The 22613-nt window shown below is 44.9% G+C and carries 26 protein-coding genes and 1 other RNA gene; 13 read left to right on the top strand and 14 right to left on the bottom strand.

Translation table 11 applies throughout. The features are described from left to right. Window positions 1-173 precede the first annotated feature (173 nt). The 3 genes from BK127_RS06530 (at window position 174) to BK127_RS06540 (ending at window position 2071) form a co-directional block, all read left to right on the top strand. On the top strand, window positions 174-875 hold the full coding sequence (locus BK127_RS06530; RefSeq protein WP_076229181.1) for a class I SAM-dependent methyltransferase: 702 nt from the start codon (window positions 174-176) through the stop codon (window positions 873-875). Window positions 876-984: 109 nt separating this feature from the next. Beyond that, window positions 985-1182 carry a cold shock domain-containing protein gene (locus tag BK127_RS06535; protein ID WP_076229182.1) on the top strand — a complete coding sequence of 66 codons (198 nt, stop codon included), beginning with the start codon at window positions 985-987 and terminating at the stop codon, window positions 1180-1182. A gap of 148 nt (window positions 1183-1330) precedes the next feature. After that, window positions 1331-2071, top strand: a complete 741-nt coding sequence (locus BK127_RS06540; RefSeq protein ID WP_076229183.1) for a YebC/PmpR family DNA-binding transcriptional regulator — start codon at window positions 1331-1333, stop codon at window positions 2069-2071. Between the two features lie 161 nt (window positions 2072-2232). Here BK127_RS06540 and BK127_RS06545 read toward each other — a convergent pair whose 3' ends face one another. The 7 genes from BK127_RS06545 to BK127_RS06570 form a co-directional block, all read right to left on the bottom strand. Next, on the bottom strand, window positions 2233-2880 hold the full coding sequence (locus BK127_RS06545) for a nitroreductase family protein (RefSeq protein ID WP_076229184.1): 648 nt from the start codon (window positions 2878-2880) through the stop codon (window positions 2233-2235). 127 nt (window positions 2881-3007) lie between these two features. After that, window positions 3008-4102 carry an efflux RND transporter periplasmic adaptor subunit gene (locus tag BK127_RS06550; protein ID WP_076229185.1) on the bottom strand — a complete coding sequence of 365 codons (1095 nt, stop codon included), beginning with the start codon at window positions 4100-4102 and terminating at the stop codon, window positions 3008-3010. 12 nt (window positions 4103-4114) lie between these two features. Further along, the gene (locus BK127_RS06555; RefSeq protein ID WP_076229186.1) at window positions 4115-5512 is read right to left on the bottom strand and encodes an ABC transporter permease; all 1398 of its coding nucleotides are present in this window, start codon (window positions 5510-5512) and stop codon (window positions 4115-4117) included. Then, window positions 5509-6201, bottom strand: coding sequence for an ABC transporter ATP-binding protein (locus BK127_RS06560; RefSeq protein ID WP_076229187.1), 693 nt, complete (start codon window positions 6199-6201; stop codon window positions 5509-5511). Before BK127_RS06560 ends, BK127_RS06555 begins: the two co-directional genes overlap by 4 nt. Window positions 6202-6403: 202 nt before the next feature. Then, the gene (locus BK127_RS06565) at window positions 6404-7207 is read right to left on the bottom strand and encodes an MFS transporter (RefSeq protein WP_256711192.1); all 804 of its coding nucleotides are present in this window, start codon (window positions 7205-7207) and stop codon (window positions 6404-6406) included. A gap of 4 nt (window positions 7208-7211) precedes the next feature. Further along, entirely contained in the window at window positions 7212-7574 is a 363-nt protein-coding gene (locus tag BK127_RS44690) for an MFS transporter (RefSeq protein ID WP_256711193.1), read from the bottom strand. 5 nt (window positions 7575-7579) lie between these two features. Then, window positions 7580-8923 carry a multi antimicrobial extrusion protein MatE gene (locus tag BK127_RS06570; RefSeq protein ID WP_076229188.1) on the bottom strand — a complete coding sequence of 448 codons (1344 nt, stop codon included), beginning with the start codon at window positions 8921-8923 and terminating at the stop codon, window positions 7580-7582. Between the two features lie 171 nt (window positions 8924-9094). Here BK127_RS06570 and BK127_RS06575 point away from each other — a divergent pair, with 171 nt between their 5' ends. From BK127_RS06575 to pfkA, 4 genes are all read left to right on the top strand, one after another. Next, window positions 9095-9412: a hypothetical protein gene (locus BK127_RS06575; RefSeq protein WP_076229189.1), complete on the top strand. Its 318-nt coding sequence runs from the start codon at window positions 9095-9097 to the stop codon at window positions 9410-9412. Between the two features lie 159 nt (window positions 9413-9571). After that, on the top strand, window positions 9572-10138 hold the full coding sequence (locus BK127_RS06580; protein WP_256711209.1) for a hypothetical protein: 567 nt from the start codon (window positions 9572-9574) through the stop codon (window positions 10136-10138). 43 nt (window positions 10139-10181) lie between these two features. After that, window positions 10182-11207: a tetraprenyl-beta-curcumene synthase family protein gene (locus tag BK127_RS06585; RefSeq protein WP_083689126.1), complete on the top strand. Its 1026-nt coding sequence runs from the start codon at window positions 10182-10184 to the stop codon at window positions 11205-11207. Between the two features lie 29 nt (window positions 11208-11236). Then, window positions 11237-12205, top strand: coding sequence for a 6-phosphofructokinase (gene pfkA / locus BK127_RS06590; protein ID WP_076229191.1), 969 nt, complete (start codon window positions 11237-11239; stop codon window positions 12203-12205). 83 nt (window positions 12206-12288) lie between these two features. On the opposite strand, the gene BK127_RS06595 is transcribed toward pfkA, so the two are convergent. Then, the gene (locus tag BK127_RS06595) at window positions 12289-12732 is read right to left on the bottom strand and encodes a peroxiredoxin (RefSeq protein ID WP_076229192.1); all 444 of its coding nucleotides are present in this window, start codon (window positions 12730-12732) and stop codon (window positions 12289-12291) included. 156 nt (window positions 12733-12888) lie between these two features. Here BK127_RS06595 and BK127_RS06600 point away from each other — a divergent pair, with 156 nt between their 5' ends. Together BK127_RS06600 and BK127_RS06605 are read left to right on the top strand one after the other, a co-directional pair. Next, on the top strand, window positions 12889-13434 hold the full coding sequence (locus tag BK127_RS06600) for an NADPH-dependent FMN reductase (RefSeq protein WP_076229193.1): 546 nt from the start codon (window positions 12889-12891) through the stop codon (window positions 13432-13434). A gap of 25 nt (window positions 13435-13459) precedes the next feature. After that, window positions 13460-14134, top strand: a complete 675-nt coding sequence (locus tag BK127_RS06605) for a uracil-DNA glycosylase (protein WP_076229194.1) — start codon at window positions 13460-13462, stop codon at window positions 14132-14134. Window positions 14135-14166: 32 nt separating this feature from the next. Here BK127_RS06605 and BK127_RS42940 read toward each other — a convergent pair whose 3' ends face one another. Beyond that, on the bottom strand, window positions 14167-14505 hold the full coding sequence (locus BK127_RS42940) for a hypothetical protein (protein ID WP_179097399.1): 339 nt from the start codon (window positions 14503-14505) through the stop codon (window positions 14167-14169). Window positions 14506-14567: 62 nt separating this feature from the next. Continuing rightward, on the bottom strand, window positions 14568-15764 hold the full coding sequence (locus BK127_RS06615; protein WP_076229196.1) for a putative glycoside hydrolase: 1197 nt from the start codon (window positions 15762-15764) through the stop codon (window positions 14568-14570). Window positions 15765-15895: 131 nt separating this feature from the next. On the opposite strand from BK127_RS06615, the gene BK127_RS06620 reads away from it, so the two are divergent. Next, window positions 15896-17053, top strand: coding sequence for an MFS transporter (locus tag BK127_RS06620; RefSeq protein ID WP_076229197.1), 1158 nt, complete (start codon window positions 15896-15898; stop codon window positions 17051-17053). A gap of 72 nt (window positions 17054-17125) precedes the next feature. Here BK127_RS06620 and tatA read toward each other — a convergent pair whose 3' ends face one another. The 4 genes from tatA to BK127_RS06640 all read right to left on the bottom strand — a co-directional run bounded on the left by tatA (window position 17126) and on the right by BK127_RS06640 (window position 19246). Next, window positions 17126-17350: a twin-arginine translocase TatA/TatE family subunit gene (gene tatA / locus BK127_RS06625; RefSeq protein WP_076229198.1), complete on the bottom strand. Its 225-nt coding sequence runs from the start codon at window positions 17348-17350 to the stop codon at window positions 17126-17128. A gap of 118 nt (window positions 17351-17468) precedes the next feature. After that, entirely contained in the window at window positions 17469-17663 is a 195-nt protein-coding gene (locus tag BK127_RS06630) for a hypothetical protein (protein WP_076229199.1), read from the bottom strand. Between the two features lie 124 nt (window positions 17664-17787). Then, window positions 17788-18666 carry a DUF4247 domain-containing protein gene (locus tag BK127_RS06635; protein ID WP_256711194.1) on the bottom strand — a complete coding sequence of 293 codons (879 nt, stop codon included), beginning with the start codon at window positions 18664-18666 and terminating at the stop codon, window positions 17788-17790. A 46-nt stretch (window positions 18667-18712) separates the two neighbouring features. Then, entirely contained in the window at window positions 18713-19246 is a 534-nt protein-coding gene (locus BK127_RS06640) for a DUF4178 domain-containing protein (RefSeq protein ID WP_076229200.1), read from the bottom strand. Window positions 19247-19539: 293 nt separating this feature from the next. Here BK127_RS06640 and cshA point away from each other — a divergent pair, with 293 nt between their 5' ends. The 3 genes from cshA to ssrS all read left to right on the top strand — a co-directional run bounded on the left by cshA (window position 19540) and on the right by ssrS (window position 22418). Further along, the gene (gene cshA, locus BK127_RS06645) at window positions 19540-21165 is read left to right on the top strand and encodes a degradosome RNA helicase CshA (protein WP_076229201.1); all 1626 of its coding nucleotides are present in this window, start codon (window positions 19540-19542) and stop codon (window positions 21163-21165) included. Between the two features lie 127 nt (window positions 21166-21292). Continuing rightward, window positions 21293-22159 carry a YesL family protein gene (locus BK127_RS06650; RefSeq protein ID WP_083689110.1) on the top strand — a complete coding sequence of 289 codons (867 nt, stop codon included), beginning with the start codon at window positions 21293-21295 and terminating at the stop codon, window positions 22157-22159. Between the two features lie 78 nt (window positions 22160-22237). Beyond that, a non-coding RNA gene (gene ssrS, locus BK127_RS06655) (6S RNA) lies at window positions 22238-22418 on the top strand. Window positions 22419-22613 lie beyond the last annotated feature (195 nt).

Below are 22613 nucleotides of genomic sequence, written 5' to 3' on the forward strand. Positions count from 1 at the left end.
CATACACCAGCACTATAACGAGCTGAGCCCCATTCCCGAAGGAGTGAGGGCTTGCTGTATAAAATGGTATTGTTTGTATGAATTAGGTGTGTTAAAATCTCCATTAAGCTCGCATAGGCGGGCTGTGGCTTTAAAGCCAAGCCAAGTTGAGTATAGCTGAGGAGAGATGAGAAATGAGTAATCAGAGGTATGAACAAATCGGTGTAGCCATGACGTGCAGATCGTTTGCGGAGTATGAGAGCATGTTTGTGCTCAGGCAATTATCCCTGCAGGATGGTCCTGTGCTGGATGTTGCTGGAGGCGCGTCATCCTTTGTTGCAGAGGCATGCGCGAGGGGCATACAGGCGCAGGCCGTAGACCCGCTGTATGATATGAACCCTGAATCGATCTACGAGCACGGAACACAGGAAATTGCAGCCTCGACCGAGAAGCTGTCACGCTTGGAAGGCTCCTTTGACTGGACTTATTATGGTAGTCTGGACAATCATAGGAAACAGAGGGAGCAATCTCTTCAGAAATTCATAGATGATTACCGCTTGCAGGAAGGAACAGGGCGTTATAACTCGGCGCGACTTCCGCAGCTGCCTTTTGATGATGAGGCATTTTCAGTTGTGCTGTGCAGCCACTTTTTATTTCTATATCACGAACAGTTCGATTACGAATTCCACCTCAGTGCTGTTGAAGAATTGCTGCGTGTGTGCCGTGTTGGCGGACAGGTTCGGATTTATCCGCTTCGTTCGCTGCAATGGGATGTATACCCGCACTTGGAGCAGTTAAGGGCAGCGCTTGAAAAACAAGGCTTCCTCACTGAGCTTGTACCGTCTGAGCTTCCGTTTATCCCCGGCTCCTCGGAGCTGTTATGCATAACGAAATAAGCTGTAAAGAGGCGTGGGGAGCTACTTTACAGATTGATTTATGCCATTTACGATGCTATAATTATCCTATTCGCTCTCGAATGGCGATATTTCTAGGAGGTAGTTTTTGATGACAGGTACAGTTAAATGGTTTAACGCAGAAAAGGGTTACGGATTCCTTCAGGTTGATGGCGGCGAAGACGTATTTGTTCATTTTTCCGCAATTCAAGGCGAAGGCTTTAAAACACTTGATGAAGGCCAATCCGTTGAGTTCGAAATCACTCAAGGTAACCGTGGTCCTCAAGCAGCTAACGTCGTTAAATTATAAGATCCAGGCTTTTCTCGATAGCTAGTAAACCTCAAACAGCTGATGAAAACTTCGGTTTTCTCCAGCTGTTTTTATCATTTTCTTTGACCCGTACCCTTGCAAAATGGTAAGATACCTTTGATACTTTTTCCATAGGGAGCGCTATATTATGAAATTTAAGTTATTTAAAGATCGCAAAGGTAAAGCAGACCAAGCGAAAAATAATCAGTTTGTTCGATTAGGAAGGGAAATTTTCGTGGCGGCTCGTGCAGGTGGTCCGAATCCTGATAGCAATTTTGCTTTGAAGGTAGCCATCGAGAGCGCACGACGGATCGATATGCCCAAGGACAACATCGAGCGTGCCATCAAGAAGGCGACAGGCGATGGCGACAACGTGGAGTATGAAGTCATCATGTACGAAGGCTACGGACCCGGTGGGGTCGCTATTATGGTTAAATGCCTAACAGACAATCGTAATCGGACTGCTGCTGATGTTCGTGCGGTTTTCAACAAACGCGGTGGTAATATGGGAGAGTCCGGTTGTGTATCGTATATGTTTGACGAGAAGGGGCTGCTTACCATTGACCGCGAGGAGCATCCGCTGGATGAGGACGAGCTGTTAATGCAAGCATTGGAAGCTGGAGCTGAAGATGTGAGGACCGAGGAAGAAAGCTTCGAGATCATAACGCATCCACATGAGTTTGAAAAGGTGAAAACCGAGCTGGAAAAGCAAGGGCTGGCATTCACCGAGGCTTCGGTAAGCTGGACACCGCAAAATACGATCAAGGTCGAAGGCGAAAATGCTGAGAAGCTGATCAAAATGATGGATTCGTTCGATGATCTGGATGATGTACAGGATGTGTACTCCAACTACGAAATCGAAGAGGAAGAAATGTCCCGTATCGGTTAACCTTATCGAATTTTCAGGCTGGATAGCAGATGCCTATCACACAAGTACAAGTACGAAGCAAAAAGGATGTACGGACAAGCTCAACTCAGGAGCTGCTCCGTACATCCTTTTTTAAGATTATATATGCTTAATTTTACTGACTTCTGATTTGTTATCCCGGTCTAGTCAACAATTCTTAAGATATCGTCTACTTCCTTACGCGCCATCAGTCCTGGCCGATCGATGGGATAGCCCAAGGAAATGACCATATTGATCTGGCACTCCGCAGGGATGTCCAGATAAGTACGCATCTGCTCGGCAGCAAGCAGGACCGGGCCTGTCATCGGACAGGTGGCCAAACCACGCGCATGAGCAGCGAGCATCAAATTTTGTGCAGCGAGACAGCTGCTTTTAATTCCTTCCTCATCCCATACGGAGTCAGGGACAAGCTGGATGGGATCGAAGATTTTATCACGGAATTTCGATGCATACGGTGTTGCCAAACAGATGATCAACACAGGTGCATCGGCGAATGCGGTAGCATAAGGACCGAATGACTTTACCAGCATACGAGCTTCACGGCTCAATCCGCGCGTCTCGGCCTCAGCCGCTTTTTTATGCAGCTGGTCCCAAGTCATTTGCTCGATTTCTTTAATTTTTTCGCGATTGACAACGGCAATGAATTGCCATGTTTGCGAATTTGTATCACTTGGGGCATAACGCGCGCAGTCGATTAATTCCTTGATATCCTGAATAGAGACATCCTGCTCTGTAAAACGGCGAATGCTTCTTCGTTCCATGAGTATTGTTTTGAAATCTTCATATTGCATGATTGGTTCATCCCCTTAAACTTTCCTGCATTAATTATGACTTGGTACTAAGATCTACCGATGATTATAACGGTTTTCATGCTGGAAGACAACCAAGAAGAATGGCAAGCATGGCTGTACCTGTAGGTTACTCCAGTACGACGGTATCTCCTTCATTCAACCCGCTCAGAATTTCTGTCTTCTCTGGTGTTTCCAAGCCGATCGTGATGTCTTGCCGAACCGGTGCGCCTTGTCCATTATCCTTCATCACATAATACTTATCCTTGTCGCGTTGAACAGCAAGTGTATGGACTAACAAGGTATTGGGCTTTTTATCTGCGTGTATGGTTGCCGTCAGGCTGAGATCGGCTATTAATTGATCATTGGGCTCCAGGGAAATGATAACCTCGAATTGTGCGGCTGCGGTGCTGCTTGAATTGGAGGTGCTGCTCTTTGCAAATTTGGAAAGTTTTTCGACCTTACCCTGCAGCACGGTATTTCTAAGGGCATCGACCTTGATTTCTGCTGGCATGCCTACTTTAATGCGAAATAGATCGTATTCGCCGACGAGGCAGATTAGTTGCAGCTTGGTGAGGTCAACGATTTTGCCGACACGTTCATTTTCTTTTAATGACTGCGGCTCCTTGGTGCTTTCGAACAAAAAGATGCCATTCTCGGGAGAGGTAAATTGTGCAGCTTTGCGCTTTTCCTGTTTTTGAGCTAATTGCGTTTGCATATGCTCCAGATTAAGCCGATGGATGTCCTCCTGCATTTTTCTGCTTTGAGTTTGCGCATACTTTTGTTTCGCTTCTGTTTCGGAGATACCGGCAGTTTGAAGGTCCACTCCATTAAGGTTCTCCTGTTGAAACTGACTTAAACGGATATCCATCTCGGTTTTCTTTTGATTGGATTCGATCTGTGCGATTTCATCACTTAGTAAGGAATCGTCCAGTTGAAACAAAAGGTCTCCTTTGGCTACCTGCAAGCCTTCGTTTACTTTCCATACCTTCACATCGGCTGAAAAGGGTGCATTGACATAGGTTTCCTTTTGATAGGATGATTTCCCTTTGACTTCTACGGAGCTGACCAAATCCTCACGGGTCACCTTAAAGGTCAGGCTGGACATACCTTTTGATCCATTTTGCTGAGTTTGCTTGGGAGTGTGACTCAGAACATACAACGCAACGGTTGTCCCTATTATGAATACTCCGGCTGCTGCGAGCAGCCATGTTTTCTTTTTCATGCTCAGATTCTCCTAGTCTCGTTTGATTGCGGTTAAGGCATCGGTTCGGGATGCTTTAATAGCCGGATAAATGCCTGAAAGTACTCCGGTCATGACGGCAAAAAATAAACCGACAGGTAAAATCCACGTGCTGATAAATAAAATTTCCAGATCGCTGCCTGACTGGGAAGGGGAAAATTGAATGACAGCCAGATTAATGCCCCAGATGACCCAATACGATAATAAAATGCCGCAGGCGCCTCCTAAGAGCCCCAGCATCGCGGATTCTGCAATAAACATATTCCGAATCTGACTGAGGTTGGCTCCGAGCACCTTCATAATACCAATCTGTCTGCGTCGCTGGTGGGTGGACATGGTCATGGCAACGATAATAGATATCGAGGCCACGAACAGGATGAATAAGCCGACGCCGCCAAATATAAACCGTAAAATAACTAACTGTCCCTGCATTTGCTCTTCATAATGAAGGTTGGTTTGGGACGAGAGCTTCAGCTTCTTGACCCCATCTTCGATATTCTTCACATGCGTACTATCCGTTACTTTAATTTTGACTTCGTTGAACTCAGGTACTGGCTGTTGTTCCTGATTGCTTCCATTAACATTGGCATTAGCTGCATTCGTGATCGCTTCCTGTAGTTTCTTCCCTAAAGACGGGGAGATGAATGCCGTTTTCATATTACTTGCATTTTGGTCAGACATGCCTTCCGGCTTTTTTAATATTCCGATCACGCGAAGTGGAAATTGAATATTAGTTGACGTCATTCCACTTGGACCATAGAGATTAGGCTTCAATATCACCTGTTTTTGATACAAAGGATAAGCGATTAAACGCGTTTGGATATTTCTGTCGCCACTGCCTCCATCATAATCCGAGTTATTGCGAATGGCCTGCTGATTGGAGCGTGAGAGCTGTTCATCAAAAAGTCCCATCGTCGCTCCATAGCTCAAAATAATTGTGTTTTCTTGATCCGTAGGCCCGCCCTGCTGAAATTCGAAGCCGAAGTCGCTCAATGTATCCAGTTCCGTAGCAAATAAGTTGTTAATGTAACCGGATTTGTGATCAACCTCAAATTGCATTGAATTCAGTGTTTGGTAAGTCGCAATGGCTTTGACATTAGGAAAGGTTCGCATGATATCAATTTTGGACTTGGTTATCTCATAAGCCTTGGTTTCATTCGGATCTCTGCTGCTTGTGCTTGATGGTGGGTTTCCGCTATGTATAGTGATTTCGTCTGTCTTCATAAATTGGCTCATCTGCACACGGCTGTAATGGTTAATGGACTCGCCGAACGACAGCGCAACGATAATAGAGGCCGATCCGATTGCGATTCCCATCGTACATAACGCCGTAACCACGACCCGCCGTTTCAGCTGGTCCCAGGCGAGTCGCAAATAATCAAATATATTCATTCGTCTTCACCGACCCAGGGCTCCCCTTCAACCAAAAAACCATCGCGCAGCTGAATCACTCTTTGTGTGCGTCTGGCCACTTCCAGCTCGTGAGTCACAATGACAAAGGTGATGGACAAGGTTTCATTTAATTCGATCAGCAGATCGATAATTTCCTTTTCGGTTTTCGTATCGAGATTACCAGTCGGTTCATCTGCAAAAACGATAGCGGGGGAGGTGATCAGAGACCGTGCGATACTGACTCGCTGCTGCTGTCCGCCTGATAGCTGGGAGGGAAACATATCGCCTTTTTCTTCCAATCCTACCTTTGTTAATAAAGCGATTGCTTTTTCCTTGCGGATCTTGGCTTTGATACCTTGAAATATCAAGGGCAGCTCTACATTCTCGCGAACAGTGAGGTGGGGGATAAGCTCATAGGATTGGAAAATAAAACCGATTTGTGTTCTACGGAACTCGGCGAGCTGATTTTCCGACATTTTCTCAATAGGATGACCATTAATGAGGATGCTTCCTTGGGTAGGCTTCATGAGCCCCGCCATCAAATTGAGCAGGGTAGACTTACCGGAGCCCGAGCTGCCAAGCAGTGCTACTATTTCTCCTTTATTAATGACAAAATGAATATCGTTGAGTACTGGCGTTTCTTCAGCGCCATTATTGAAACGGTGAGACAGATTTTCTACTGCAAGCACGTGATTCCTCCTAAAAGCTTCCGTAGGAAGCTAACTTCGTAAGCCTAAGCTCTGAGTTTTGCGTAGCAAAACTACTTCGTAAGCATTGACTAAGCTTCCGTAGGAAGCCAATTCCGTTACTATCGACTTTGTATGTACAATAGTAAGACGAACGAATCGGCCATTGTGTTGCAGAAATTGTTGTTTTTTGAAAAAAACAGGTTTATTCGACATCCCGGGAACGTAAATGCAGCACGAAAAAGCTGGCCATCGCTACGGCTGACAGGCAAGCGCCCACTCCATACATGACATGAGGTCCCCAATCACGGAACAACCAACCGCCCAAGGCACCGCTGAATAAGCCGGCAAGCCCTGACCAGGTCACCGCGAACAAGGCTTGTCCGGTTGCCCGATATTCATCAGGAATCATACCCTGAATATAGCGGATAACGGTGAACAGGAAGATGCCGAAGGAAATACTGTGCATAGCTTGAATCGCGATGACCCACAACGGATTTTCCACCTGACTCATGAATAGGAAACGAATCACATAAACAAAGGAGCTAACGACGAGCAGTGGCAGCTCCTTGTAGCGATGCCCATATTTGCTGAGCAGAAAAAATATAGGAACCTCGCTTAACGCCGATACCAACCAGGACCAGCCGATAATGGTTTGATCCGCGCCCAATTGCTGCAGAAACAAAGCCAGAAATCCATCGTTAAAGCGGTGGGCCACTGAGGCGATCAGCACAATAAACATGAACATCAGGAAACCATTGGAGCGAATGACCTTGGCCAAATCGGCAAATACGAGCTTTTTGTGTGATGTTCTTCGACCGTCTGTCAGACCTGTCGATATGATTAGTGACAAGCCAATGGTCCCCAAGCACAAATAAATCGTCAGATCCGCACCATACTGCTTCAACACCATACCGAATGCCAGGGAAGCTACAGCAAAACCGATAGAACCCCATACCCGAAAGGATGCGAAGCTTTTGGTAGAGCCCTGAATCGTCAATAGCGTCAAGCTGTCACACAGCGAATTGATCGGGGACTGGAAAAAGAAAAAAAACGGCCATGAGCAGCAGCAGCACGCCGAATTGAGAACTTTGAAATACACATAGCGCCATAATCCACTGCCCGATCAGAACGACGATTAATATCTTTTTAACCGTTCGGTATTTGTCACTGATCAAGCCCCAGAACAAATTGGAAAAAATGCCGATCATCGGTCCAATTGAGTACAGCAAACCGATCTGCACTGTGGAATAGCCCATGGATTTGAAGTACAAAGGAAAGTAAGAGACGATGACCGCCATGGTCATGTAAGAAGAAAAGCTGAAGCCACGCAGGATGGCATACCTCGGCTGCTGGTGCGGTAAAGCTTCGTTCAAACCTATCACTCGTTTCTCGAATTAAGTTTCATATGGAAGGGAGAGCGGTCTCCCGATTTGCGTATATTTCTCAGTACGAGCCCCACGACGACAGCCTCGGCTACCATACCGAGCGACTGGGCAAAGGCCCCGATCATTCCGTTCATTCCTGGACTTACAGCAATGCACAAGGTCAACGTGATTAGCGTAATGAGCACATTTGCCGATTGCGACCATACCATGACCTTCGTTTCACCACGCAGCATGATCAGTCCATTACCATAATCGAGCCAAGGAAAGACCAACACCATAATCATAAACATCTTCAATGTATTTAAGCTTGCATGCATCAATCGTTCGTTTACACCCATGACGTGCTCCATAAACCACATGCCAAGAGGGGTGTAGCACAAGATTGTCAGCAGCAGAACGGGTATACAGGACAACACAATCGTAAATCGAAGGACAGCCTTGGCATCCTTGTTATAGAAGTTCAACACTATCTGGTGAATATACGAGAAAAAGCTTTGTACAAGCTGAGTCAAACCTGCAGCGATCGTAAACGATGCGACAGATAGCTGAAAGTCGGACGTTTTGCCCATAAAGGAATTGATCGCCGGGCCAATAATGACCGCAATAATGGAAGAGTAGAGCAAGGGCTTGTAAAATTGAAAAATTTGACCTGGACGCTCAATCGTATGCTCAGGAGCTTTCTCGGGAATTTTTTTCAGAAGCACGCGTCCTTCGAGGAAGCTCATCAGCGCTTCAACCATCATTCCCGATAAGAAAATAATCGCACCTACCTGCCCGCTGGTTACGCCATTGGTCTTAATGAAATATAAAGAAACCAGATACATCACGAGCAGACGCACGATCATGCCTATGGTCAGCCATTTCGTACGCATGTTAAATATAATGACACCTTGAAATAAACAGCGCAGGCCGGAAAAAATGCTCACAAACATCAATACCCGGTACACATCAATCATCGGTCCAAGCATGTCGTCATCAACACCGAACAAATAGAAAAAAACCCATTTGCCAATAGGCGTATAGGAGATGAGAGCGCCCATGAGCAGGATACTGGAGAAGATATATAGGCTCACGATGGATACGGCCCTGAACGAGACACGATCCCTGACGAGAGCAGAGCAGGTTTGTCTTAGCAAAATCGCAGGTCGCTCGGTAATAGCCAAAATACTGAAGGGTAGCGCATAGCTGGCAATAATAATTTCAGGATGTGCGGACCTTGCTAGCGTACTGTTAATGATCAAATGAGAGATTGTTATCAAACTTGCGGAAATACCAAGCGGGATAAAAAAAGATAATAGCTGTCGAAAGGACACTTTAGTTTCTGGATCGTTACTCATATAAGGATCTCCTACTTGAACCCATTCTCAAAATCATTCCTCCCAGTATAGCACACTTTACGATAACTCAATGCGAAAATTTGTCTATTGCCTCTGGCAGAAGGAAAGGGGTTCATGGTACATTAGTGTACATACAAAACATCTCTATTGCATGGAAAGGTGTTGTGCCGTATGGCTTGGAGCTTCGTAACCGATGAACGTCTCGGCATCCCGCTGCCACACTTTGATAACGATTGGGAAGACTATTCGGAAGAAGAACGTTCGATTATTTTACTGCGCTGGGAAGAAATTCGCGGTACGATACCTGATCATATAAAAAAGCTGGAGCAAATCATCATTAAGAAGCAAAATCAACTGAATGTAGAGGATAACTTTAAGCTGTCATGTCAGCTAAACTCCGAAATTGCCGAGTTGGCGGGTACAATTAATGAATTGAACCTATGGTTTAGAGTCAATCAGGACGTTGCGACCTCCGCTGTGCATCATTGAAGGCAGGTAAATAGGATTCATTTTGCCGATTCGGTTTATTTATGGTGGGCATTGCCGATTCTTTATATTATAATGTAGGGTATGGGTTTCGACTGGAATCAAGTTAAGGAAGGTGGAAATGTTTTGTCGTGGACAGAAGGAGTAAGTAGATTGTGGCTTGTGTTAAAAGAACATCGGCCTTCGCTCTATCCTACGGAGGAGTGGGATGATCTGCTGGATATCAAAATTGCGAAGCTGTCGAAGGAAGGCACGAACACGGATCAATTAACTTACGTACATGCCGTTCAGTCGGGTTTGCACTTGTTGAATGAAAGCTTGGACAAGTCACACACGCTCTCGCAGGATATTCACAATACCACAGGGAGCTATTGGCATGGGATCATGCATCGGATGGAGGGCGACTACAGCAACTCGAAATATTGGTTTCGTCAGGTAGGGGATCACCCTGTATTTACTCTATTACTTCAACAAGTGAAAGAGATTTACCGACAATCCCATGCAGAGTATGAATCCATTAGCAGCGATAACCTGAAGGGCCGACTGGACAAACTCGTTTCGAGCTCGTCATGGGACCCTTACGGTTTCGTCGATCTGGTTCAGCAGCAGGTAACGGTTGCAAGGGATGACAATGCTGAACAGCTTTTGCAGCATATCCAATGGATTGAAATCAAGCTCCTGCTGCAATATTGCTATGATAAGAGTGGAGGAACAGCTTTTGATTTTTGAAGCTGGCCGCACACGGCTCGCCCCACGCCATCCCATGCAGTTGATGCTGCGTATGTATCGCTATGTGCTTCCGGAGGTTCAGGAGCAGCTTCGGTATTGGCGTAATAAGGCGGAAGCTATGCCAGACCAAGAGTTAAAGAAGCAAGCACTTGACAGCTTGACAAGTAAACAATTTCATTGTCAAGGCGGAGCGGTATATGCGACTGCTAATTTGCCTATGCGTCATGTATTAATTCCGTTGATTATTGCGTTTCAGACGATCAGTGACTATCTGGATAATTTGTGTGATCGAAGCACCTCGCTGGACCCTCAGGATTTTCGCAGGCTCCATCAATCGATGCTTGATGCTATTAATCCGGCTCAGCCACTCCATGACTATTATGCATATCGAACGGAACAAGAAGATGGCGGTTATTTAAATGAGCTTGTCAAAACATGCCAGGCAAGTATTCGCATGCTTCCCTCCTATGCGCTGGTCACTGATTCGGTGCTGAAATGGGTTGGATTGTATTGTGATTTACAGGTGTACAAGCATATTCGGCAGGACCTCAGGGAGCAAGCGCTGGCGGAATGGTGGGAGCAGTATGAGAGCAGCCATAAGGACATTAGCTGGAATGAGTTTGCTGCGGCAACAGGTTCCACTTTAGGTGTGTTTATGATGTTTGTGGCAGCCTCAGAATCATCCTTAACGCTCCGGTTCGTTGACATTATCCAGGAAGTCTATTTTCCTTATATTTGCGGCTTACACATTTTACTTGATTATTTGATTGACCAGCAGGAGGATCAGCTTGGAGGCGATCTGAACTTTTGCAGCTATTATACGGATATGGAGCAAACCGTAGAACGTATAGCTTCGTTTGTTATTGAAGCCAGAATGAGAACTAAACGGCTGGTCAACCCGGCCTTTCATCAGATGATTATTGAGGGACTGCTCGCGCTCTATTTGTCAGATCCGAAGGTTAGTAAACAGAGACAGGTGAAGGCAATATCGCGAAAATTAATGAAGGGAAGTCCTTGGACGAGGCTCTTCTTCTTTGCAAACAGCATACTGGTTCGTAAAAGATACTAATTGTTCATTTCCTAGGGAGGAAACCATACATGACAGTCAAAAAAATAGCAGTGCTTACAAGCGGTGGAGATTCACAAGGTATGAATGCAGCGGTCCGTGCGGTCGTGCGCAGCGGGCTTTATCATGGATTGGAGGTATATGCAGTCCAACGGGGTTATGCCGGCTTGATCAATGATGATATTCGTCAAATGGATCTTAGAAGCGTAGGAGATATTATTCAACGCGGCGGAACAATACTGCAAACGGCTCGATGTAAAGAGTTTATAACACCTGAAGGTCAGCAGATGGGTGCCGACAACCTAATGAAAAGAGGAATTGACGGTCTTGTCGTCATTGGCGGCGATGGCTCTTATCAAGGTGCGAATAAGCTGAGCAAGCTTGGAATTAAAACAATGGGTCTTCCAGGAACGATTGATAACGATATTCCTTTTACCGATTATACAATCGGATTCGATACAGCGGTTAGTATTGTCGTAGATGCGATTAACAAGCTGCGTGATACGATGAGCTCTCATGAACGTTCTTCGATAGTCGAGGTTATGGGACGTTATTGTGGAGATATTGCTTTGTATGCCGGTCTGGCAAGCGGTGCAGAAACGATACTGGTGCCGGAAGTTCCATTTGATTTGGATGAAATCTCGGATCGGATGGAAACGAACTTCAAATTGGGCAAACGTCACAGTATCATTATTGTTGCCGAAGGCGTATGTAAAGGCGAAGATATTGCTAATGAGATTTCCAGGCGCAAGGATTCGATTGAACCGCGTGTAACCGTACTTGGCCATATTCAACGTGGGGGAGCGCCTACGCATAATGACCGTATCCTGGCTAGTAGCCTTGGAGATTTTGCAGTAAGAATGTTAATCGAGGGTGAGTCCGGCAAAGGCTGCGGAATTATCAAGGGTGAGCTTACGATTACTGATATCGAAAAAGTCGTTAATACCAAAAAACAGTTCAATATGGAGCTGTACGAGCTGGCTAAGCGCTTGTCCCAATAATCTATACGTCAAACAAGGCAGTTCTCTTCAAAAGAAGAGGACTGCCTTGTTTGTTTGATGAACGATATGTCAATTTGTGTTATCTATTTGGTTTGCTGCAGCTTCAGCGCATTCAAAATTTCCGCTGTCGGCCGATTTCCTTTTTTGGCATACACAATGATTCCATCCTTATCGATTACAAAAACACAGCGCTGCTGGCCAAGAAGAAACATTTTACCGACATCATACAAATGACGCACTTGGTCTCCCTGATCGCTAATTAACGGAAAATCATATCGAAACTTTTGAGAAAATTGTTTGTGCTCAGCTAGTGAACCGGGGTTTACGCCCACTACCAATGCATTGTACACGGCATACTCGGTTTTGGAATCGCGAACAGCACACAATTGTTTGGTGCAAATCGGTGTCTCATCCTTAGGGTAAAAAATCAGCACGACAGGCTGTTTGCCAAAATAATCGCTCAGGTGCAACGGACCTTGTGTACTCTCAGCGTTAAAAGACGGTGCTTGTTGTCCAATTGCCAGCATGGAGCTTCATCTCCTTTAAGTAGATCTTCTGCTATTGTAACGATAAACAGAAATGACATGCAAGTTTTGAGCCCGAATAAGCATCCAAAGATTGACCTCGTTATTTGAGTGTACTAAAATGTATGAAAACTAGATGATTAAGGGAGATATCATAACATGACAAAAATTGCTATCATTTGCGGAAGTAATCGTAAACAGGCAACAACTGCACAGCTATGCCGACATTTGGAACAAGTGTTAGTGAATAAAGGATGTCAGGTTATTTTTCTGGATTTGTACAGCTTACCGTTACCGCTCTATTCACCGGATGTCGAATGCGATGATGCGAATCTTGCCATATTCAAGAATGGTCTGAATGAAGCGGACGGCATTATTTTGGCAACACCTGAATACCACGGTGCACCATCCGGTGTGTTAAAAAATGCGTTGGATTATACAGGGTTTGCCCAATTTGACGGGAAAGTGGTGCTATCGGCGAGCTCGACTGGTGGTCCGGTAGGAGTAAGCTCCTTGCAGCAACTGCAAACGATCGTTCGTAATGTACATGGTATCAACTGCCCGGAATGGATTTCGATTGGTGGAGAGAACCGGATCTTTACGCCTGAAGGTGAACCGGCCAATCAGAAAACGCGTGAACGTGTATTACATACGCTCCAATATTTTGTGAAAATGGTCGAGACTTTCAGTTCGATCAAGCAATAACTCAAGCTTGGGGTGAAATCAGCTAATGACAATTTTAAACAATGACTGGGCCGAGCAGCTTGCAATTGAATTTGAACAACCGTATTACCTGGAGCTGCGCCAATTTTTGAAGCAGGAGTACAGCACACGAACGATTTATCCGAATATGCATGATATTTTTAATGCGTTGCACTATACGCCTTATGCGAAAGCCAAGGTAGTTATTCTCGGCCAAGACCCTTACCATGGACCTGGACAGGCTCACGGGCTAAGCTTCTCAGTGAAACCGGGGGTGAGACAACCGCCATCGCTGCAAAATATGCTTAAAGAGCTGCGTGACGATATTGGCTGCACGATACCGAACAATGGATATTTAGTGCCTTGGGCCGAGCAGGGGGTATTGCTGCTTAACACGGTGTTGACTGTACGGGAGGGAGAGGCCAATTCGCATAAAGGCAAAGGCTGGGAACGCTTCACGGATCAAATTATACGCAAGCTTAACGAGCGTGAGCAGCCGCTGGTATTTATCCTGTGGGGCAGTAATGCTCAGCAAAAGACTCAGCTCATTACCAATGAGCATCATTGCATACTGCGTTCGGTACACCCAAGTCCTTTGTCCGTACACAGAGGTTTTTATGGAAGCAAGCCCTATTCGCAAACCAATGATTTTCTGCGAAGTATAGGTCAGAGTGAAATCAATTGGCAGCTGCCGAACTTATAATTTTATTAAAATATAATCCACCATAACCTCATCTACAAAAGAAAAGAAGGCCTTGCGTCGGCAAGGCCTTCTTTTGCATACTTTTCAATCCGAACTAAAACCATCCCACCCAAAGTCAAGCTTGTCCCGGAGGGGCCAAAGCGCCCCGAAAACACCAAAGTCCGCGCTCCAGCCATAGCACCCAAAGTCAAGCGCGCCCCGAGAACACCAAAGTCAGCGCTCCAGCCATCGCATCCCAAAGTCAAGCTTGTCCCGGAGGGGCCAAAGCGCCCCGAGAACACCAAAGTCAGCGCCCCATCCATCGCACCCAAAGTCAAGCGTGTCCCACAGGGACGATAAGCGCCCCGAGAACACAAAACTCCGCGTCCCACCCATGGGAGTCCAGAGGGCAACGCCCTTTGGGGCCCTCCCTAGCAGGGAGGGTTTGGGAGGGTTATCCACCCAAGTAGTTGACATCTCCCGTATACGTATTGACTGCATTCCATAATAAATATTCTTCCACGCCGTTATCCTTTAACGCTCTAATTTGATCATCCAGCTCATGCTTGCCGTATTTTACATAACCTTTTACCCAAGACGCTGTGAAGTCCTGAATCCATGGTCTGACAATAGGCTTTAAATTCAATGACTGGATCGGCTCCAATTTCTTGGTTGTATCCTTCATGGCTCCATTAATCGTTTGGTAAGGTGCAGCATCAGGCACATTGGAGCCGTACCATCCGGTACTGTAATGACTTGGATAAATCATCGGACTTATCACGTCTACATTTTCCGAGATTTTCTCAAAATCCTGACCGATACCTTCAGCGGCTGGAACGGCTGCCGCGTAGCCAAAAATATCAACGGATACTCTCACGCCAAGAGGAGATAGCTGTTCTCTGGCATATTTAACGAATTCGGATACAGCATCGATTCTTGAACGCTCATCCTTATCATACTTTAAGATGTCGGCACGTTTTTCGAAGCCCTCGGGGAAACGTACGTAATCAAATTGAATTTCTTTAAAACCCGCTTTAGCCGCTTCTTTGGCAATGTTAATATTATAATCCCAGACTTCTTTGCTATACGGGTTAACAAAGCTTTCCTTACCATTACTCCATAGGGTGCCGTCAGGGTTTACAAATGAAAGCTCAGGTCGTTTTTTGGCGAGTACCGTGTCCTTGAATACTACGATTCTAGCAATTGGATAGATTTGATGCTCTTGCAGTGTGCTCATGAGCTTCGGCATATCCGCAATAATTTTTTGAGTGGATTCCAAAGCTTCAAGTTCGGGATTTCCTGTCGGATAGGTAATATATCCCCAATCGTCTTTAATATCTATGACCATCGAGTTCAGTTCAGTGTCATCCATCAGCTTCAGAAGTGTGCTCATCCGCGCACCGGCAGCACTATGAGCTGTAACATATACGCCTTTTACCTTCGGGGCTTCCTTTTGCGGGTCTATCTTGTTCACAGGGCGCAAACGGTCAGCTGTCGTGTTTGCATTTGCTGATGCCTGTGGTGAAACTTGCTGCACAACCGCATTTTTCGAGTCTAGTGATGCCTGAACGAGCTGATCAAAGCTTACATCCGGATGATCTGCACCAGTTTGACTCATCATCATTAATAATGAAGCTAGTAATAATTCCATAGTTGCCTAATCTCTCCTTGCCAGAATGATATTTTCTATTATAATAGAGAAGCTTGGTGCATCATAGGGAAAAATAACGGATTGTGTTGAATTTTCGGATATAGTGACATATTACCCAAAGGATAGGTGTTATGAATAAACAAATTTGGACACTGCGCGGCCTTAACTTAACCTACTATGCAACTTCAGCTGTCCTGATGCCTTTTCTCCCTCTTTATTTTGGCTTAAAAGGTTATTCTTCATCACAAATCGGTTTGCTTATGATGGTAGGTCCTTTCGTGGCCATATTCGCGCAGCCGTTGTGGGGTTATTTAAGTGACCGCTATAACACACTCAAATTTATTATTTTCGGGTTATGGGCCTTGACCGTTGCTTCTAGTGTAGGGATTTTTCAGACGGACGCTTATGTTTGGGCGTTTGTTTTTATGTTGATGCTTTATTTCTTTATGCTGTCAGCAGTGCCGCTGCTCGACAGTATTACAATCAAGGGGGCTGCCCAAAGTGGGAAGTCGTACGGATCAGTAAGACTGTGGGGCTCTATTGGTTTTACGGCAGCGGCAGTTATATCCGGCTTTATTCTTGAAGCACTGGGTGGGGTGCAGCATATCGCCTGGCTTTATTGGACTGCCTGGATATTACCGTTGATTTTGCTGTTGTTTTTGAAAGACGACAAAACAAGCGGCAAAAAAATTTCGTTAAAAGAAGTCGGCAGCATCGTGAATAATCGTCCCTTTCTCTGGTTTTTACTGCTGATTTTCATATTGATGGTTCCTCACCGGATGAATGACGGACTATTTGTGCTTTATTTGAAGGATCTTGGGGGGAGCGACTCGATGGCGGGGTGGGGATGGGCTATAGCTGCTGTTGGCGAGATACCCGCATTTGCCCTGCTGAGCAGATATATGAATCGCTATCACGAAATGGCGCTGCTCGGCGTTGTATCCATTCTGTATACCATACGCTGGCTGCTGTACGGCTGGATTACAGATCCAACAGCTCTGATGTTTATGCAGATGATGCATTCCTTTACTTTCGCGATTTTTTGGATCGTGGCGCTGCAGTATGCAGTTCGATTGGTACCGGAAGAGATGCGTTCCACGGGATTAGCCCTTTTTTCAGCAGTTTTTTTAGGATTGGCGGGTATTACGGGAGGTTTCGTAGGTGGTTATATCAAGGATCTGTGGGGTGGACAGTGGATGTATTTACTGGGTGCTTGTATGACGGCATTAGCTGCAGTACTTTTCCTTGGGACTCACATTCTTACGCTGAGAGCAAAAAAAACCAACTGATTCCTTGAAATCAGCTGGTCGTATAAGTTTTCGTTGAACGTTCAACGAAGCTTTTTCTAATTCAATTCGTAATTATTTGGTATGCTGATTGCTAGAATCCTGGGTAACCTCATGCAGTTCTTTTTTCGGGGTTGGTGTCGTTTCATCTGAGGAAGACCCGTTACCGGAAGTTGCCTCTTTGAATTCGCGAAACATCTTTCCGAAGCCGCGACCTAATTCAGGCAATTTATTGGGTCCGAACAGCAGCAGTGCAACAAGTGCGATTAATATGATATGCCATGGAGATAAAGCTCCCACGTAATACACCTCCGATTTTGTTTAACAAACCTATCATAACATGTTTTTATTATAGCATAGCAGTCATTTATTACGAAACCATAACAATTTTTGCATGGTCCCAAATAAAGACGCCCCCTTAATGGAGAAAGGCGTCTTTTTGTTGTTCCGAAATACTGTGTTGAATGATTTCCATAGCATCTCCCGCTTCCAACGCTTCAATCCCGTTCCTAAGTACAATCTCAAATTCGAGCTCGGACCTTGTCAGGAAAGGATACAACTCGGGAGTCAATCTCATCACGATCGTCGATAACTTCACTGTTTCCACAAGCAACACCCTTCCTCGTCTTATTTGAGAAGATCAGGTTTGACTTACGATGAACAAAGGTAAAGCTGAAGATATGAATGAGATTACTCTTTTATTATAGCACAAGGAGACTAAATAGAAATGGTTAAAATTACTTCTTTTTAAAAGACCCCGAGCGTGTGCTCGTACTGGGTTTTGAGCTGCTTGAAGATTTGTTGGACGAAGTAGAGCCGTCATTTTTCCTGATATTGCTGGATGAGCTGCTACTATTCGATGATGTAGACGGTTTTGTTGATGTCGAACCAGATGGCTTCGATGAAGATGATGGGCTTGTAAAGCTGCCCTTGCTATCCGATACAGATGGTGTAGCCGATTTACCCGGTTCAGGCGTTGTTGGCTTCGAGCTGCTGTTCGAGCTATTGTTGGAAGATGGAGCCGGCGTCGCAGGTGTAGTTCCAAAGCTTCCTTTGCGATCTGTCGTCGTTGGTGCAGGTGTCGATTTGGCTGGTGCCTGCGGCTTGGCTGCTGGTTGTTGATATTTGCCATAATCATCATAACGCTGGGTCGTTCGGTAACCCTTGTAATCAGAACCTGAGCGATTTCCGTTAAACCAACTGCTTCCAAGTAATGATTGCAGCACCGAAGCCGCTACGTACCCCTGAAGAAAGGATGAATCATAGTTTTCTTTGGCGTATTCAATGCTGTCGATTTCAACTAAAGTATTATTTTCTTTGTCAGGATCCTTTTGTACATTGATAATTCTACTATTATAAACAAGGAACATTTGATCTAATGATTCCTTGCTCATTTCCTTTGGTTTTTCATTGGCTGCTATCTCGTTAGATACCGTAGGAACGTCCTTGCCTTCTACGGAATAAACCTTGGCTGTAGTTTTTCCTTGTCCTTGAACATCAACAAGCGAATAATTATCTTTTACATAATTACCCGCATCGCTACAACCTGCAATCATAGAAAATATAAGTACAAAAACGATAGTGACGGCTATCCACGAAACCATCTTTTTATTCAAATTGAATCACCTCCATACGGCATTTAACCGTATTGTGAACTGTATACTAACGGCCGCCTTTCATAAATTTAATTTGACCTGCAGGTGTCTTGGTGCCTTCCATCGCAACAAATTTACCATCCTGCCATTGCAGGAAGAAATATTGTCCATCCGGACCAAAGTATCGCCAGAGCATAACATCTTCACTGCCGCGGAAATCAGTGTTCCCCTCAATTCGAACCATATCACTGCGCTGGCTTTCCAGAGTATAAGTAATACCCCCATTAACTTCCAAGGAGGTTGGAACATCATTCGGACTGTCCAGAGCTCCTTCAACGAATTCGCAAATAAAGCATTCATACGTGCGGCCTTTCTCGACCAACAGGCAGGAAATGGTGTTACCATTTTGCAAATAATAAGCTATCCGATGGGGAGGGAAGCCGCGGTCAAAATAAATTTGCTTTCCTGATACAATATACTCCTCAAGGTCAACATTCACAATGTCACCAACCACAGTGTCCTCCATCGGATTGGATGCCTGCACAGGAGGTTGTTCCTTTTGGCTCTTCAGAATAGAGCCGACTCTTTTCCAAATCGACATGGGCAATTTCTCCTTTATACAACCTTGAATAAATAACGACTTAACAAACATTATAACTAATATATACGACTAAGAGGTAGTGCAGGTTTCAAACGGGTTATTATTATTCTTAGTCATCTGAAATTTCTGGAATATTTTTAGAGTTTATGGTACAATACTAAAGATATTCTTAAGTACGGCCTTGCGTATGTAATTACGAATGCTTCGGACGCATTTTATAGATACAAAAAAGGATATAGGAGTCGCACTTAAGGGTATATACAAACAACACCCTAAAAGGAGAATGAAAACATTTGAAAAATTTTAGTGAATTCGGCTTGGACCCAACGGTATTGCGTGCCATTACAGAGATGGGCTTTGAGGAATCGACACCGATTCAAGAAAAAGCTATGCCTATCGCAATGGACAATCGCGATTTAATCGGCCAAGCGCAAACCGGTACAGGGAAAACGGCGGCATTCGGTATTCCATTAGTAAACAAAATCGACGTTAAAGAAGACAGAATCGTCGCTTTGATTATGTGCCCGACTCGTGAGCTGGCCATACAGGTTGCAGAAGAAATCGAAAAGCTCGGCAGATTTAAGGGCATTCGCTCTTTGCCAATCTATGGCGGTCAAGATATCGTGAAGCAAATTCGTGCTTTGAAAAAAAGACCGCAAATCATTATCGGTACACCTGGACGGTTACTTGATCACATCAACAGAAAAACAATCAAGCTGGATGACGTACAAACGGTTATCCTTGATGAAGCAGACGAAATGCTGGACATGGGTTTCATGGAGGACATCCAGTCCATCTTGAAGCTGGTTCCTTCGGAACGTCAAACGATGCTGTTCTCAGCAACAATGCCAACCAACATCCAAAGATTGGCACAACAATTTTTACGCAATCCAGAGCATGTATCTGTAATTCCTAAGCAAATGAGTGCACCTTTGATCGATCAATCGTACATTGAATTGCAGGAAAGACAAAAATTCGATACTTTGTGTCGTTTGATTGACATGGACTCACCGGAATTGGCCATCATATTTGGACGTACAAAACGCCGGGTTGACGAATTGGCAGAAGGCTTGCAAAAACGCGGCTATACAGCAGAAGGTTTACACGGTGACTTGTCACAAAATCAGCGCGATAACGTAATGCGTAAATTCCGTGACGGAAGTATTGATGTATTGGTAGCTACCGACGTTGCAGCTCGTGGTCTGGACGTTTCCGGTGTTACTCATGTAATCAACTTCGATTTGCCGCAGGATCCTGAAAGCTATGTTCACCGTATCGGTCGTACAGGCCGTGCAGGTAAAGAAGGCGCAGCTTACACCTTCGTTACACCAAGAGAAATCGATCACCTGAATTTTATCGAGAAGTTGACTCGTCAAAAGATCGCCAAGAAGCCAATGCCAAGTATTGCTGAAGCCATCGAAGGCAAGCAAAAAATGACAGCTGAGCGTATCCTGGATCTGTTGGACAAAGACGATCACAATGAATATAAAGGCCTGGCTATTCAATTGCTGGAGCAGCATGATTCCGTTCACCTGTTGGCTGCAGCATTGAAATTGTTAACTGGCGACAAGAAAGAAGTTAATATTGAATTGACTCCTGAAGAGCCGTTACGTGCCAAGAAGAGAAGACAAGATGTACGCAGCTCCGGACGCAAGCCGACTGGCAGCTACGGTACAGCAGCAGGCGCTCGCAGCGGTGGCAGCGGCAGACCTTATGATCGTTCTTCTGGTTCCAGTAGTGGTGGTTCGAGACCTCCACGCAGTGGCAGCAGCGGCGGTGGAAGCCGTGACTACTCCTCACGTGAAGGTCGCGACAACCGTGGCAGCAGCAATCGCAATGAAGGCCGTGATTACGGTCGGGATCGTGGTTTTAACCGCACCACATCTGCTCGTCCCAATGAAGATCTTGTGAAAAACTAATGCTCTCGAGGTGAAGCTTGCGTTTCAAGCTTCACCTTTTGTTTTGCTACCTTCCAATGCTAAAATAAGCTATAATATACGATATACGAATTTTTCAGTTACGCATATGAACGAGGAGGGCATTGTTTTGGAATTTAGAGGTATCATGGGAGGGTTTTACCGTATATCGGAATGGATTATGCGGTTATCTGTTATTAACGTATTATGGGTAATATGTGCGCTTCCCTTCTTCCTGTTAGGTCTGCTTTTATTGCAAACGGAATCGTTGGATCAGTTGATGTCGACTTTGATTCTAATTGCCATTGTATCGCCGTTTACCTTGTTTCCTTCGACCGCTGCGATGTTTGCCGTTGCTCGGAAATGGTTGACTGGTGAAGAGGATGCACCTTTATTAAAAACCTTTTTCAGAGGTTACAAAGATAACTTCGTACAGAGCATGCTTGGTGGTATTGTGTATGCTTTAATCGCTGTCATCCTGTATACGAACTTTAAATTTTACGGGAGTCAAACAGGAACCTTTGGTGTTTTAAAGTTTTTAGTGTTGACGCTTACAGCTTTAATTGGAGTTTCGTTCTTCCATTTCTTTTCGATCATTAGCCATTTGCACATGAAATTTTTTCAAGTCCTGAAAAATGCGATATTGATTTCGATCGGGCATCCGATTCGTTCCTTGTCGATGATCATTTGTAACGGATTTGTGGTGTATATCAGCTTTACACAATTTACTTTTTTAATCCCATTCTTTATGGGAAGTCTAATCGCGGTTATTTCGTTTTGGCACTTTAATCTCATATTCGGCAAGCTGCAGACCAAGCAGCAGGCCATGGAGGAGAAAGCTGCTGAGGAGGCCGAGGAGGCTGCTCGTAAAGCGAAAGCTGAGTCGGGTGTTGAATCACTGGGAACATCAGAAAATGATCAGGATAGCCGTTTACTGCCGACGATAAACCTGGACAAAAAAGATTCGGAAGAAGAAAACAAAACGGATAAACCATAACTACCCTGACCTGGATATAATCAATGCGAGCGCTGAGGTTTACAATTATGCCTCAAAATCATATAATAAGGGTACAAAAAAATCCTGCGATGTTCGTTACGGTTTTAAGTTGTTTTGAACCAATGACTGTTTCTTGGGAGACCTACATCAAACCATGGCTGACATGCCCTCGAAAAGGGACCTCAAAAGTGGTTTTGCGGACACCCACCTGCGAGAGCGGGTTTGAAGCGCTAAACCGGACGGCATTTGCGGGTTTTTTTGCGTCCTATTAATGGAGACATATAATTCAGCCATATATTCCAAGTGCATATTATTTCCTCGGAAATTATTGCTAGCTTTAAACGCAAGATTCGATATCCTGGTATTTTAAAATGACAGAGCAAACAAAAACCAGTCCAACACTGAATTCTCGTGTTGTGACTGGTTTTTGTTTGTTTGGAAATGGAGTAACAGT

Source organism: Paenibacillus sp. FSL H7-0331 (assembly GCF_001956045.1).

What these genes read in the sequence shown, in the direction of transcription:
- BK127_RS06530 (WP_076229181.1), top strand. Translation starts at nt 174, where the DNA reads ATGAGTAATCAGAGGTATGAACAAATCGGTGTAGCCATGACGTGCAGA.
- BK127_RS06535 (WP_076229182.1), top strand. Translation starts at nt 985, where the DNA reads ATGACAGGTACAGTTAAATGGTTTAACGCAGAAAAGGGTTACGGATTC.
- BK127_RS06540 (WP_076229183.1), top strand. Translation starts at nt 1,331, where the DNA reads ATGAAATTTAAGTTATTTAAAGATCGCAAAGGTAAAGCAGACCAAGCG.
- BK127_RS06545 (WP_076229184.1), bottom strand. Translation starts at nt 2,880, where the DNA reads ATGCAATATGAAGATTTCAAAACAATACTCATGGAACGAAGAAGCATT.
- BK127_RS06550 (WP_076229185.1), bottom strand. Translation starts at nt 4,102, where the DNA reads ATGAAAAAGAAAACATGGCTGCTCGCAGCAGCCGGAGTATTCATAATA.
- BK127_RS06555 (WP_076229186.1), bottom strand. Translation starts at nt 5,512, where the DNA reads ATGAATATATTTGATTATTTGCGACTCGCCTGGGACCAGCTGAAACGG.
- BK127_RS06570 (WP_076229188.1), bottom strand. Translation starts at nt 8,923, where the DNA reads ATGAGTAACGATCCAGAAACTAAAGTGTCCTTTCGACAGCTATTATCT.
- BK127_RS06575 (WP_076229189.1), top strand. Translation starts at nt 9,095, where the DNA reads ATGGCTTGGAGCTTCGTAACCGATGAACGTCTCGGCATCCCGCTGCCA.
- BK127_RS06585 (WP_083689126.1), top strand. Translation starts at nt 10,182, where the DNA reads ATGCTGCGTATGTATCGCTATGTGCTTCCGGAGGTTCAGGAGCAGCTT.
- pfkA (WP_076229191.1), top strand. Translation starts at nt 11,237, where the DNA reads ATGACAGTCAAAAAAATAGCAGTGCTTACAAGCGGTGGAGATTCACAA.
- BK127_RS06595 (WP_076229192.1), bottom strand. Translation starts at nt 12,732, where the DNA reads ATGCTGGCAATTGGACAACAAGCACCGTCTTTTAACGCTGAGAGTACA.
- BK127_RS06600 (WP_076229193.1), top strand. Translation starts at nt 12,889, where the DNA reads ATGACAAAAATTGCTATCATTTGCGGAAGTAATCGTAAACAGGCAACA.
- BK127_RS06605 (WP_076229194.1), top strand. Translation starts at nt 13,460, where the DNA reads ATGACAATTTTAAACAATGACTGGGCCGAGCAGCTTGCAATTGAATTT.
- BK127_RS06615 (WP_076229196.1), bottom strand. Translation starts at nt 15,764, where the DNA reads ATGGAATTATTACTAGCTTCATTATTAATGATGATGAGTCAAACTGGT.
- BK127_RS06620 (WP_076229197.1), top strand. Translation starts at nt 15,896, where the DNA reads ATGAATAAACAAATTTGGACACTGCGCGGCCTTAACTTAACCTACTAT.
- BK127_RS06640 (WP_076229200.1), bottom strand. Translation starts at nt 19,246, where the DNA reads ATGTCGATTTGGAAAAGAGTCGGCTCTATTCTGAAGAGCCAAAAGGAA.